A 12,568-nucleotide genomic window follows, 5' to 3' on the forward strand; every position below is an offset into this window, starting at 1 on the left:
CGTCATAGGCGGGCGACGGTACCCATGCGCCCTGGGCAGTTCCTGTGACCCGTTCAGGGGTCAGCTGGATGCGAGAGAGCGGCCGTCCGCGTGGCGGCGCCGTCATGCGCGGGGCGGCACCTAGCATGTTCGCTATGCCTGCATCCACGTCACCGCTGGTCTCCGTCGTCATGGGATCGGACTCCGACTGGACGGTCATGCAGGAGGCTTCGCGCCTGCTCACCGAGTTCGGCGTCGCGCACGAAGTCGAGGTCGTCTCGGCCCACCGGACGCCGGAGAAGATGATCGCGTTCGGCAAGGAGGCCGCCGGACGCGGCGTCCGGGTCATCATCGCCGGAGCGGGCGGCGCAGCCCACCTTCCCGGCATGCTGGCCGCGGTCACGACCCTCCCCGTCGTCGGCGTCCCGGTGCCGCTCGCCCGCCTGGACGGGCTCGACTCCCTGCTCTCGATCGTCCAGATGCCCGCCGGGGTGCCGGTCGCCACCGTCTCCATCGGCGGCGCGCGCAACGCCGGACTCCTCGCCGTCAAGATCCTGGCCACCTCCGACGACGCCCTCGCCGAGGCTCTCGCGCGCTTCGCCGCCGACCTCGAGGCGAGCGTCGAGCAGAAGAACCAGGCTCTGCAAGCCCAGCTGTGAGAACCGCCCGATGACGATCGCCACGCCGCTGCGCCACCCCGACGCCTCCTCGTCCCAGACGATGACGAAGCGGGGCTGGTGGCTGGTCACCATGAACATCCTGCTGCCCGGCTCCGCCCAGGTCGTCGCCGGAAACCGTGTCCTCGGCCGGGTCGGCGTGCTCGCCACCCTGCTGCTCTGGCTGCTCGGCATCGTGACGCTGGTCGTCTACCTGGTCTCGCCGTCGTCGATCTACACGCTGTTCACGCAGGCGGGCAGCCTGACCCTCGTCCAGACACTGCTGATCGTCTACACGGTGCTCTGGGTCGTGCTCACCCTGGACACTCTCCGTCTCGTGCGCCTCATCCGCACCGCACCGAACGCTCGCGGCTGGATCGCCGCGTTCTCGGTGCTCGTCCTCGTCGGGCTCGCCTGCACCGCCGGCTACGCGTCGGTCGTCGCCGGGTCCGCCCGGGGTGCGCTCGGCGACATCTTCTCGGCAGGGCCGTCACAGCCTCCCGTCGACGGCCGCTACAACATCATGCTGCTCGGCGGCGACGCCGGCCCCGACCGCGACGGCCTGCGCCCGGACAGTATGTCCATCGTGAGCATCGACGCGAACACGGGTCAGGCCGTCACCATCGGCCTGCCACGCGACCTCGACCCCGTGCCGTTCCCGGCCTCGTCCCCGCTGCACGCCGAGTACCCGGACGGCTACGGCTACAACGACCGCTGCGACGTGGACGTCTGCCAGCTCAACTCCATCTACACCGAGGTGGAGCTGTACAAGCCGGACCTGTACCCGAACGCGAAGAAGAACAAGAGCGAGCCAGGCATCGAGGCCATGCGCGACGCCCTCGAAGGCGCGACCGGCCTGAAGATCCAGTACTACGTCCTCATCGACATGCAGGGCTTCGCCGACCTGATCGACGCCCTCGGCGGCGTCGACGTCACCGTCGCGGACCGCGTGCCGATCGGCGGCGACGAGAACCTCAACGGCGTCGCCGAGTGGATCGAGCCGGGCAAGCGCCACCTCGACGGCTACCACGCCCAGTGGTACGCCCGAGCCCGCCACGGTTCCAGCGACTACGACCGCATGGCCCGTCAGCGGCAGCTGCAGGACGCCATCCTGAAGCAGGTCAACCCGGTCAACGTCGTATCGAAGTTCCAGGGCATCGCGACCGCCGGTGCGCAGGTCATGAAGACCGACATCCCGCAGTCGATGCTCGGCTACTTCGTCGACCTGGGCATGAAGACGCGCAAGCTGCCCGTGCAACAGCTGGAGCTGGTGCCGCCGACGATCGACCCGACCGAGCCGGACTATGCGCAGATCCAGGAGCTGGTGCGCCAGGCGGTGAACCCCGCGACGGCGAAGCCGAAGGGGAGCTGACCGACGGCCCGCCGCCCTCGGCTCAGCCCTGCACGGCCTGGTCAGCCCTCGAAGAACGCGGCCGCCGCGCGGGCCCGGTACACGACGTCCTCGATGTCCTCGCCGCCCACGACGGTCACGTGACCGACCTTGCGGCCGGGCCGGGGCTCCTTGCCGTAGCCGTGGAACTTGGCCTCGGGATGCGCGGCGAGCGCGGCCGGGTAGCGGTCCTGGAGGCTGCCCTCCGACGGGCCGCCGAGGATGTTCACCATGACCGACCAGTCGGCGCGCGGCTCCGTCGACCCGAGCGGAAGGTCGAGGACGGCCCGCAGATGCTGCTCGAACTGGCTGGTGACGGCGCCCTCGATCGACCAGTGGCCGCTGTTGTGCGGCCGCATCGCCAGCTCGTTGATCAGCACGCGCCCGTCCGTCGTCTCGAACAGCTCGACGGCGAGGACCCCGGTGACCCCGAGTCCGTCCGCCACGCGGCGGGCGATCTCGGCGGCGGCCTCCGCCACCCGGCCGGCTGCGCCTGGCGCCGGCGCGAGCACCTCGGCGCAGACGCCGTCGCGCTGCACGGTCTCGACGACCGGCCACGCCGCGATCTCCCCCGACGGACGGCGCGCGACGAGCTGTGCGAGCTCCCTCCGGAACGGCACGAGCTCCTCGACCAGAAGCGCTCCGCCACGGCCGTCCTCGGCGAGCGCCAGGAACCAGTCGTCAGCCCCGCTCGCGTCCGACACCACGCGGACGCCCTTGCCGTCGTAGCCGCCCCGCGCCGTCTTGACGACGGCCCGGCCGCCGTGATCGGCGAGGAAGGCGCCCAGCTCGTCCGCGGACTCCACCGCGGCCCAGTCCGGCACCGGCAGCCCCAGCTCGCTGAGCTTGGCCCGCATCTGCAGCTTGTCCTGCGCGTACAGGAGCGCGTCAGGTCCCGGGTGCACGGGGATGCCGCGGGACACCAGCTCGCGGAGGATCGCCTGCGGCACGTGCTCGTGGTCGAAGGTGATCACATCCACCATCTCGGCGAACGCGAGCACGGTGTCGAGGTCGCGGTAGTCGCCGACGCCCGACGCGGCGATGTCGGCGCTCATGCCCTCCGCCTCCTCGAGCACGCGGATGTCGACCCCGAGCTCGATGGCCGGGGGGATCATCATCCGTGCCAGCTGACCTCCGCCGATCACTCCGACGATGTGACTAGCCATGGACCATCCGCTCCTCTGATACTTTTCATGCTGGCCGGGAAGACTCACAGGAACGCGAAACCTGGTCCGCGTACTGTGACGAACGTACTGACCATCTTCCCGCATCTCAGGCAGGGGCATGACGACCGAGACCAGCACACCGGCGCGACGCGCACGGCTCCTCCCGCAACTGATCAAGTTCGGCGCGGTCGGAGCCGTCGGCTTCGTGGTCAATCTGCTCGTGTTCAACGTGCTGATGCTCTTCGTGCTGGTGAACGTGCCGCACAAGACGCTCTTCTCGACGGCGATCGCGACACTGGTCGCCATCGGCACGAACTGGATCGGCAATCGCTACTGGGCGTTCTCCGGCAACCGCAACGAGAACGCCACGCGTGAGGGCATCGAGTTCTTCATCGTCAGCCTGGCGGGCATGGCCATCCCGCTCCTCTGCGTCTGGGTGTCGCACTACCTTCTCGGCTACCAGAGCCTGCTCGCCGACAACATCTCCAACAACGTGGTCGGTCTCGCGCTCGGCACGGTCTTCCGGTTCGCGTTCTACCGCTGGTGGGTGTTCTCGCCCGACCGCGCGATCGCTCGCTCCGGCCGTCGTGGCGCCGTCTCGGACAGCCGGCACGTGCCCGCCCGCGGCCGCGAGAAGGCGCCGATCACCGGCTCGACCCTAGCGAGCGCCCCAGACCGTGGTCTCGTCGGAGACTGACTGCGCCTGCTGACGCCGCACGGCCACGACGGTCTGCGAGTGGTCCATCAGCTCGGACAACGCGCGCTGCACCTGGTCGGCCTTCGGCACATCCTTCAGGACGACGGGATGGTCGAGACCCGAGTTGATCAGCACATCGCCGGAGCGGAACAGGCTCTGCAGCCACGTCCGTCGCACGGTCACGTCGTAGCCGCGGCTGTGCAGCAGCTCCTGGCGCACGCGCACGAAGAAGCCGTGCCGGATGATCAGACGGCGGTTGGTGATCGTGTAGCGGCGGCTCAGCCACGCCGCCAGCGGCAGGAGGAAGAGCAGGAGCACGACGGCAGCCGCGGCGGACCACAGCAGGACGATCTCCCAGACCTCACCGACCCGGCCCGCGAGGTACCCGACCGCGCCGGCGGTCGCGATCAGCACGAGGCTCGGGAAGAACAGCCGGCGGGCGTTCGAACGCAGCCGGGCCACCACACGCTCGGGCGGCTGGGCGGGTATCCCGTCCGGGCTGCTGCTCATGCTCCATTAATACCGCAGGTGCGTCACGTCGCCCGCCGCCACTGCGGTGCGGCCCGCATCCGACTCCACGATCAGCCTCCCGCTCTCGTCGATGCCGACGGCGGTGCCGAGGAGGTCGTCGCCCGACGGCAGCTGCACGCGGACCGGCCGGCCGATGGTGTGGCAGGCCTCGGCGACCTCATCGCGCAGCGCGCTGCGGAGCGGATCGCCGTCGGCGGCCAGGAACTCGCGGTACAGCGTCGTCAGCTGGATGAGGTAGGCCGAGAGCACCGAATCCGCGTCCACATCGTGCGCACCGGCGAGTGCCAGCGAGGTCGAGGTCTCGGTCGGGAGTTCGTCGCGCGTCTGCGTGAGGTTGACGCCGGCGCCGATCACCAGCCCCGACATCCCGGGCAGCAGTTCGGCGAGGATGCCGCACACCTTGTCGCCCTCGATGAGGACGTCGTTGGGCCACTTGACCTGCACACCGCCCGGGACGAATCGGCCGAGCGCGCGGCTCATCGCCAGGCCGCCGAGCAGGGGGAACCAGCCGAACGACTCCGGCGGCAGGCCGACCGGCTTGAGCAGAACGGAGATCGCCAGGGCTCGCCCCGGCGGCGTCACCCACACCCGGCCGAGCCGGCCGCGACCGCCGGTCTGGTTGCCCGTGATCACCACCGCGAGGTCCGGGAGGTCGCCCGCCCGTGCACTCAGGACGTCGTTGGTGGAACCCGCCTCGGGGAGCACCTCGAGCACGGGGACGATGGTTCGGCTGCGTCGGAAGTCCACGGGGTCAGTCTCTCGCACTGGGTCAGTCTGCCAGCGCAGACCGTCGGATTTGTAGGGTTTCGTCAACGGCACGGCCATTCGGCTGGCCGGTAGAGTGAACGACGTGACCGACACCGAACCTCGTCAGACCGATCAGCTCCCCGACCTGACCACCACCGCCGGCAAGCTCGCCGACCTGAAGGAACGGTTCCACGAGGCCGTCACCGCGAGCGGTCAGGCGGCGATCGAGAAGCAGCACGCCAAGGGCAAGCTGACCGCGCGTGAGCGCATCGACCTCCTGCTCGACCAGGGCTCCTTCGTGGAGTTCGACGAGTTCGTCCGCCACCGCACCCACGCCTTCGGCATGGAGGCCAAGCGCCCGTACGGTGACGCGGTCGTCACCGGCGTCGGCACCATCCACGGCCGCAATGTCGCGGTGTTCAGCCAGGACTTCACCATCTTCGGCGGCTCTCTCGGGGAGGTGGCCGGCGAGAAGATCATCAAGGTCATGGACCACGCGCTCAAGACGGGCGTCCCGATGATCGGCATCCTCGACTCCGGCGGCGCCCGCATCCAGGAGGGCGTCGTCGCCCTCGGCAAGTACGGCGAGATCTTCCGCCGCAACACCGCGGCCTCGGGCGTCATCCCGCAGATCTCCATCGTGATGGGCCCGGCGGCCGGCGGCGCCGTGTACTCCCCCGCCCTCACCGACTTCGTCATCATGGTCGACAAGTCGAGCCACATGTTCGTCACCGGCCCGGATGTCATCAAGACGGTCACCGGCGAGGACGTCGGCTTCGAGGAGCTCGGCGGCGCGTTGACCCACAACAAGGTCTCCGGCGTGGCCCACTACCTCGCCAGCGACGAGGAGGACGCGCTCGACTACGCGCGGACCCTGCTCAGCTACCTGCCGCAGAACAACCTCGCCGAGCTCCCGACGTTCCAGTCCGAGCCGGAGCTCGAGATCACCGACGCGGACCGCCGGCTGAACATGATCATCCCGGACTCCCCCAACCAGCCCTATGACGTGAAGACGATCATCGAGGGCGTGGTCGACGACGGCGAGTTCCTCGAGATCCAGCCGCTGTTCGCCCCAAACATCGTCATCGGGTTCGCCCGCGTCGAGGGCCGGTCGGTGGGCATCGTCGCGAACCAGCCGAGCGCGATGGCGGGCACGCTGAACATCGACGCCGGCGAAAAGGCCTCCCGGTTCGTCCGCTTCTGCGATGCCTTCAGCATCCCGATCCTCACCCTGGTGGATGTGCCCGGCTACCTTCCCGGCACCGACCAGGAGTGGACGGGCGTGATCCGGCGCGGGGCGAAGCTGCTGTACGCGTACGCCGAGGCGACCGTGCCGCTCGTGACCATCATCACCCGCAAGGCGTACGGCGGCGCGTACATCGTCATGGGCTCCAAGCAGCTCGGCGCCGACATGAACCTCGCGTGGCCCACCGCCGAGATCGCGGTGATGGGCGGCCAGGGTGCCGTGAACATCCTCTACCGCGGCGAGATCAAGCGCGCGGAGGAGGCCGGCGAGGATGTGGCGGCCGTCCGCACGAAGCTCGCCAACGAGTACACCTACAACGTCGCGAGCCCGTTCCTCGCGGCCGAGCGCGGCGAACTCGACGGCGTGATCGAGCCCGCGGCGACGCGCGTGTCGGTCATCAAGGCGCTGCGCGCGCTCCGCACCAAGCGGGCCACGCTGCCCCCGAAGAAGCACGGGAACATCCCGCTGTGACCGGCCAGGAGGCCCAGAGCGGTGCGCCGCTCGATCCGTCGCAGCTGCGGTTCCTCACCCGCGGCGTGACCGCGGAGGAGATCGCGGCCGTCACCGCCGTCCTGACGGCCGCTGCCGCCGAGCAGGCGGCCGCCGGTCGGGAGGCCAGGGCCGAGCAGGGTCCGGATGCCTGGGCACGCACGCAGCGGAACCTGCGCGGCGAGCTCCGGCCCGGAGCGGGTGCCTGGCGGTCGTTCTCGGGCTGAGATGTACCCCGATCCGGGCGTCCCCCGAGTAAGGGACACGCGGATTCTTCGGCATGTCCCACGAACGGGGGTCGTGATATGTCCCCCAGGTGTCCTCCAAAATGACGACTATGTATTTTCTGGGAGCGCAGCCACTATAGATATTGCTAGGTGTCTCTCCTCGTGAGTCACACCGCCAATCACTCGCCGACTAGGGTAAGCGGGCGAGTGCTTTGGGGGCGAGTCAGGGCGATATTCGGGTTGTCGCCCTGACTCGGGGTTTGAAAAGGGGCCGACAATTCGGGTGTCGGCCCCTTTCTCCTCGTTAAAGGGAGCTTCGACCGCGTTCAGGCGGGGTCCGACCCGGTTCGGGCCAGATTCAGCCGACCGGCCGGGGGATCTCCAACCAGAGGTCGACCTCGTCGTCCTCCGACTCCGCGCCGAGTGCATTCGCCGCGCCGTCGTCCGACATGCGCAGGCCCACGACGGTCACCGCGGTCTTCGACGACCGGGGTACGGTCCGGATGATCAGCTTGTCCGTCGTCGTCCCGCGGATGGCGTCGGCCAGCCGCCGGAGCACGGTCTCGAGCCCGCGCTGGTCGATGTCGTCGATGCCGCCCTCGTCCAACAGGCTGACGACGACGCCACGGCGGCGCGCATCCATCACCTCGCGACGGACATCGTCATTGAGCAGGCGGCGACCGCGGATCTCGTCGCGGATCGCGCCCTCGAGGTACCGGCACTCACGTCGCTCCGCCTCGGTGAGGTCTCCCCCACGGCGGACGATCTCGGCGAGCATCGGAGCGGCGACCCGGTAGGTCTGACGCAGCCGCAGCTGGCGCTCCATGACGTGCGCCTCCTGGGCAGCCTGCCACTCCGTCGCCTCGCGCTCGGCACGGGCGAACTGGAGGGCATCGCGGCCGGCTTTCGCGAGCGAGCCGGAGATCACGACGGCGACACCGACCCACACGACCGAGCCGATGACGCCGAGCCCTGCGAGCGCGCCGAGACCGGCCCAGACGACCGTCTGCACGGCCAGGAAGGCGACGCCGGCCCACGCGACGATCTGCTGCCGGCGGACCGCGCAGATGGTCATCAGCGTGCCGACGGCGGCGACGTACCAGGTGGCGTATCCGTTGTCCTTGGACGGATCCAGCTGGCTCGTGACGAGGATCGGGATGACGACGCAGACGGCGAGGTCGAAGGCGGCGAGCCAGAGCGGCATCTTGGTCGGGCTGGTGGGCCACAGGCTCATCACCGTCGCGACACCGTACAAGACCATCGCGACGACGATCGGGCCTGCCGTGCGCGGCATCCACAGCGACGACAGCGCGAGGAAGAGGTGATAGGCGGAAAAGAGCGCGCCGAGGATGAGGAAGAGGACGCGATTGAGGGTGATCACTCCGCCGCCTCCGTCTCTCGCGCCTCGCCCGGCGCGAAAGGACCCTGCTGATCGAAGCGGGCCGCCCCGGGCGCCTGGGCGCCGACGGGCTGCGGTTCGGCGGACGGCCAGAGGATCGTGACGGTCGTGCCCTCGCCCGGTTCGGAGCGGATGTCCGCGCGACCGCCGACCTTGGCGAGACGGTCGCGGATGCTGATGCGCAGGCCGAGCCGCTCCGCCGGCACTTCCGCCTCGGTGAACCCGCGTCCGTCGTCGCCGACGATGATCTCGACCGTGGCCGCCGGTCCGCCGCCGCGGATCGACAGGCCGCGGTGCACCTCCGGGCCGCCCGCGTGCTGCATGCTGTTCACCATCGCCTGGACCGCGGCCGAGTAGACCGCCTCGGCGACGTTCACAGGCAGCATGTGCACCTCGACGTCGCGCACCTCGACCTCGAACGGCGATGAGAACGCGTTGGCGGAGGTCACGAGGCGCTCTGCGAGCTGGTTGAGGCCGACCAGGGACTGGTCCTCAGGCGTGGATGCCTCGGCTGCGTGCAGGTGCCCGATCGCGTCGGCGGCCATCGCCGCCGCGAGCTCCTTCTGCTCCGGTGTCCTCGCGGAAGCGGCCGAGAGCAGGGTCGTGAGCACGCTGTCGTGCACGATGGCGTCGACCTGCACGCGCTCGACCTCAGTCGCGTGCTGGCGGACCGCGGTGGCGTACCGGGCGAGCGCCTGGCTCTGGGCCGCATCCACCGCGCTCGACGCCTGGCGCATCATCGCGATGATCGCGAGGATGACACCGCCGAGGATGATGGCGTAGATCGCGTCGAGCGCACCCAACTCGAATCCGACGCCGCCGCCGGCCGGAAGCGCCCGGACGACGCCGTAGGCGATGGGCGCGATGAACGTGTAGGCGATCGCGAGCCAGAGCGGGTAGGCGACAGCCGCGAAGGCCGTGAAGACGGAACACAGGAACCACACCCACGGCTTGTCGGAGCTGAACGCACTCGGGTCGCGGACGAGCAGCGGCCAGGTGACGATCGCCGCGAGGTACAGAACCGACAGGACGCCCATCGCGATCTTCACCCCGCGCTGAACGACCGCAAGGATCACGGTGAGGGCGAGGCCGCCGAAGATCCCGATCATCCAGACGGCGCCCCACGGCTCGCGGAGCGCGCTGAGCTGGCCGAGTGCCGTCGGGAGGGTCTGCAGACCGAAGACGAGCCCGAAGGCGGACACCGTGCGGTCGGCGATGCGCTCGATCCGCGCCCGGCTGAGGGGGTTGCGGGGCTTGGCCGGTTCGAGCGGCGCCCCGGGGCGAACCCCGCTAGGAGCGCTCATTGCCTGTCTCGGGGTCGAGCCCGGGAAGGATGCCGTCCTCCACGGCGCGTCGGAGGAGGTCCACCTTCGTCGGCGCCGGCCGCCCGACTTCCACGTATTTGACGCGGATGCGGTCGAGGTACTCGCGGGCGGTGGAGTTCGCGATGCCCAGCTGGGCGGCGACCGCCTTCAGAGGGAGGCCGGAGGCGTACAGGTGCAGGACGTCGCGTTCGCGTCGCCCGAGCTGCGCTTTGGCGAAGTCACTGTCGGCGTCGATCGCCGTCGCCCATTCGAGGTTGTTGAGGACGTCGCCTCGGGCCACCGTCGCGATGGCGCTGATGACCGTCGTCGTGGGTGACGACTTCGGGATGACGCCTGCAGCTCCGGCGGCGAGCGCCTCGCGGACGCTGGCCACGCGATCGGCGATGCTGTGCACCAGCACTGCGGCCCCGGTCGCCTGGGCCCGCTTGACGTTGTCGGTCACCTTGGAGCCGTCGCCGAGCGACAGGTCGAGGACGACGACGTCGCACTCCTGGGAGCCGAGCTGGGCGACGAAGTCGTCCACCGTCGGAGCGGTCAGGACCACGTCATAGCCGGCGTCCTGGCAGGCCGCCTTCAGCCCGAGACGCACGGACTCGTGATCGTCGACGATTGCCACCCGCACCATGTTGACCATCGTAGGGGGTGAATGCATGCGGAGGGTCGTCCGGACGTCAGCGCGTCCGTGTGGGCGCGTGTCGGTCGTCGACTCGCGCCCGCGCGTCAGCCCGTCAACCCGTCAACCCGTCAGCCCATCAGCGGGTGAGGGAGGCGACGGCTTCGACGTGGTGGGTGTTCGGGAAGAGGTCGAAAGCGCGCATTCCCCGGAGGTCGTAGCCGTGGCCGGCGAAGAAGGCGAGGTCGCGGGCGAGCGCGACGGGGTCGCAGGCAACGTAGACCACCTGAGCGGGCGAGAGGGAGGCGATCGCGTCGACGACCTCGCGGCCGGCACCGGAGCGGGGCGGGTCGAGGACGACCGTCGCGGCCCGCAGCCGGGCGCGCTCCGCCGCCGACGCCTCTCCGGCGAGCCGGGTGACGTAGCGCTCGACGCGGTCGGTGATCGCCGAGGCGCCGACCCAGTCGGCGAGGTTCTCGGCTGCGTCGTCGGTCGCGGCCTCGTCGCTCTCGACGGAGGTGATGCGGAGCGTCGAGCCGAAGCGGTCGCCCAGCGCGGCGGCGAGGAGGCCGACACCGCCGTACAGGTCGAGGTTCGCCGCACGGGGGTCGAAGAGCGCCTCGTCGACGGCGGACTGCACCGCCTGGGTGAGGGTCTGGGCAGCGGCGCGGTGCACCTGCCAGAAGCCGCGCGCATCCAGCCGGAACTCGCGGTCGCCGACACGCTCGCGGATGGGGACCGGACGGCGCCGCGGTCGGACGTTCCGCCGTCCGGAGCGCACGGGCTTGTCGTTGACGAGCACGTGGGAGGCGCCGAGCCCGGTGGCGACGACGTCGACCGACTCGGCTCCGGGGAACTGCTGCCCGAACGGGGTGGCCTCCTGGACGGCGTCGGTCGCGAGGGGCAGGTCGGTGACCGGGATGACGGTGTGCGAGCGCTGCGCGTACGGACCGAGGCGGCCGGCGCCGTCGACCTGCAGACGGACGCGGGTGCGCCATCCCGTGCCGTCGCCCGTTTCGCCCTCCACCGGCTCGACGCGGACCGGGGAGCCGTCGACCCCGGCTGCCGCGATCGCGTCGGCGGGCAGCTTGGCGGTGCGCTGCAGGGCGTCCTCGATCACGCGCCGCTTCAGCTCGCGCTGGTGGTCGAGCCGGATGTGCCCGAACTCGGCGCCACCCGCACGCTCGGTGGGCCGGCGCTCGATGGCGGCGGCTCTCCACACGTGCGGTTGCCGTTCGGGCGCGGCCTCGACGACCTCGACGACCTCTCCGCGCCAGAAGCGCTCGTGGCTGGTGTCCGCGATGCGGACGCGAACACGCTCGCCCGGCATCGTGTCGGGCACGAAGACGACCCGGCCCTCGTGGCGTGCGACGAACACCCCGCCGTGGGCCACGTTGGTAATGTCGAGCTCGACCTCGTCCTTCTGGGGCATCCTTCGAGCATCCCACAGGTGACCATGCGCCTCTACCTCGCTTCCACCTCGCCCGCCCGCCTCGCGTTGCTGCGCGCCGCCGGCGTCGAGCCGGTGGTCGTTCCTTCGCACGTCGACGAACCGGCCGCTGTCGCCGCGGCGGAGGCCGAGCACGGTCCGCTGAGCGCCGACGCGATGGTCCAGCTCCTCGCGCGGCTGAAGGCGGAGGCTGTGCGCGGCACCCTGGACGGCGAGCCAATCGACGGGCTGATCCTGGGCGGCGACTCGGCCTTCGCGATCGACGGCGCCATCCACGGCAAGCCCCACCTCCCCGAGGTCGCCCGCGAGCGCTGGATTCAGCAGCGCGGACGCACGGGCACCCTCCATTCCGGCCACTGGCTGATCGACCATCGCGACGGTCGGGAGAACGCCGCGGCCGGCGCGACCGCCGTCGCCTCCGTCACGTTCGCGGACGTCACGGATGACGAGATCGACGCCTACGTGGCGAGCGGCGAGCCGCTCGAGGTGGCGGGCTCCTTCACGATCGACAGCCTGGGCGGACCCTTCATCACCCGGGTGGACGGCGATCCGAGCACGGTGGTGGGCCTCTCCCTTTCGACGCTGCGAGAGCTCGTGCGCGAGCTCGGCGTGCCGTGGACATCGCTCTGGAACCGCGGGCACTGACGCAAGCC

General features: G+C 70.3%; 13 protein-coding genes. 6 read left to right on the top strand and 7 right to left on the bottom strand.

The window, feature by feature from the left end; all coding sequences use genetic code 11:
• Positions 1-134: 134 nt before the first annotated feature.
• Together purE and H284_RS0105440 are read left to right on the top strand one after the other, a co-directional pair.
• Positions 135-638 (top strand): 5-(carboxyamino)imidazole ribonucleotide mutase, encoded by a 504-nt coding sequence (gene purE / locus H284_RS0105435; protein ID WP_020075440.1) that lies wholly within the window; start codon positions 135-137, stop codon positions 636-638.
• A 10-nt stretch (positions 639-648) separates the two neighbouring features.
• Positions 649-2,007, top strand: coding sequence for an LCP family protein (locus H284_RS0105440; RefSeq protein ID WP_020075441.1), 1,359 nt, complete (start codon positions 649-651; stop codon positions 2,005-2,007).
• Between the two features lie 41 nt (positions 2,008-2,048).
• Here H284_RS0105440 and H284_RS0105445 read toward each other — a convergent pair whose 3' ends face one another.
• Positions 2,049-3,191: a 5-(carboxyamino)imidazole ribonucleotide synthase gene (locus tag H284_RS0105445; RefSeq protein WP_029042829.1), complete on the bottom strand. Its 1,143-nt coding sequence runs from the start codon at positions 3,189-3,191 to the stop codon at positions 2,049-2,051.
• Between the two features lie 118 nt (positions 3,192-3,309).
• Here H284_RS0105445 and H284_RS0105450 point away from each other — a divergent pair, with 118 nt between their 5' ends.
• Positions 3,310-3,888 carry a GtrA family protein gene (locus H284_RS0105450; protein ID WP_018190030.1) on the top strand — a complete coding sequence of 193 codons (579 nt, stop codon included), beginning with the start codon at positions 3,310-3,312 and terminating at the stop codon, positions 3,886-3,888.
• On the opposite strand, the gene H284_RS0105455 is transcribed toward H284_RS0105450, so the two are convergent.
• Positions 3,850-4,398: a PH domain-containing protein gene (locus H284_RS0105455; RefSeq protein ID WP_231371082.1), complete on the bottom strand. Its 549-nt coding sequence runs from the start codon at positions 4,396-4,398 to the stop codon at positions 3,850-3,852. The two genes, H284_RS0105450 and H284_RS0105455, sit on opposite strands and share 39 nt — an antisense overlap.
• Before the next feature lie 6 nt (positions 4,399-4,404).
• The gene (locus tag H284_RS0105460) at positions 4,405-5,166 is read right to left on the bottom strand and encodes a biotin--[acetyl-CoA-carboxylase] ligase (RefSeq protein ID WP_020075444.1); all 762 of its coding nucleotides are present in this window, start codon (positions 5,164-5,166) and stop codon (positions 4,405-4,407) included.
• A 94-nt stretch (positions 5,167-5,260) separates the two neighbouring features.
• Here H284_RS0105460 and H284_RS0105465 point away from each other — a divergent pair, with 94 nt between their 5' ends.
• Both H284_RS0105465 and H284_RS0105470 read left to right on the top strand, forming a co-directional pair.
• Positions 5,261-6,883 carry an acyl-CoA carboxylase subunit beta gene (locus tag H284_RS0105465; protein ID WP_020075445.1) on the top strand — a complete coding sequence of 541 codons (1,623 nt, stop codon included), beginning with the start codon at positions 5,261-5,263 and terminating at the stop codon, positions 6,881-6,883.
• Entirely contained in the window at positions 6,880-7,128 is a 249-nt protein-coding gene (locus H284_RS0105470) for an acyl-CoA carboxylase epsilon subunit (protein ID WP_018190026.1), read from the top strand. The genes H284_RS0105465 and H284_RS0105470 overlap by 4 nt, the downstream gene beginning before the upstream one ends.
• 358 nt (positions 7,129-7,486) lie before the next feature.
• Here the strand turns inward: H284_RS0105470 and H284_RS0105475 are convergent, their stop codons facing one another.
• The 4 genes from H284_RS0105475 to H284_RS0105490 all read right to left on the bottom strand — a co-directional run bounded on the left by H284_RS0105475 (position 7,487) and on the right by H284_RS0105490 (position 11,897).
• Complete coding sequence (locus H284_RS0105475) at positions 7,487-8,509, bottom strand: DUF8320 family protein (protein ID WP_018190025.1); 1,023 nt, start codon at positions 8,507-8,509, stop codon at positions 7,487-7,489.
• Positions 8,506-9,831 (bottom strand): sensor histidine kinase, encoded by a 1,326-nt coding sequence (locus tag H284_RS0105480; RefSeq protein WP_018190024.1) that lies wholly within the window; start codon positions 9,829-9,831, stop codon positions 8,506-8,508. Before H284_RS0105480 ends, H284_RS0105475 begins: the two co-directional genes overlap by 4 nt.
• Complete coding sequence (locus tag H284_RS0105485) at positions 9,818-10,477, bottom strand: response regulator transcription factor (protein WP_018190023.1); 660 nt, start codon at positions 10,475-10,477, stop codon at positions 9,818-9,820. The genes H284_RS0105480 and H284_RS0105485 overlap by 14 nt, the downstream gene beginning before the upstream one ends.
• A 127-nt stretch (positions 10,478-10,604) precedes the next feature.
• Complete coding sequence (locus H284_RS0105490; protein ID WP_018190022.1) at positions 10,605-11,897, bottom strand: class I SAM-dependent RNA methyltransferase; 1,293 nt, start codon at positions 11,895-11,897, stop codon at positions 10,605-10,607.
• Between the two features lie 24 nt (positions 11,898-11,921).
• On the opposite strand from H284_RS0105490, the gene H284_RS0105495 reads away from it, so the two are divergent.
• Positions 11,922-12,560 carry a Maf family protein gene (locus H284_RS0105495; protein ID WP_196802427.1) on the top strand — a complete coding sequence of 213 codons (639 nt, stop codon included), beginning with the start codon at positions 11,922-11,924 and terminating at the stop codon, positions 12,558-12,560.
• Positions 12,561-12,568 lie beyond the last annotated feature (8 nt).

The sequence above is a fragment of the Cryocola sp. 340MFSha3.1 genome, from assembly GCF_000383315.1.
Lineage (GTDB): Bacteria > Actinomycetota > Actinomycetes > Actinomycetales > Microbacteriaceae > Leifsonia.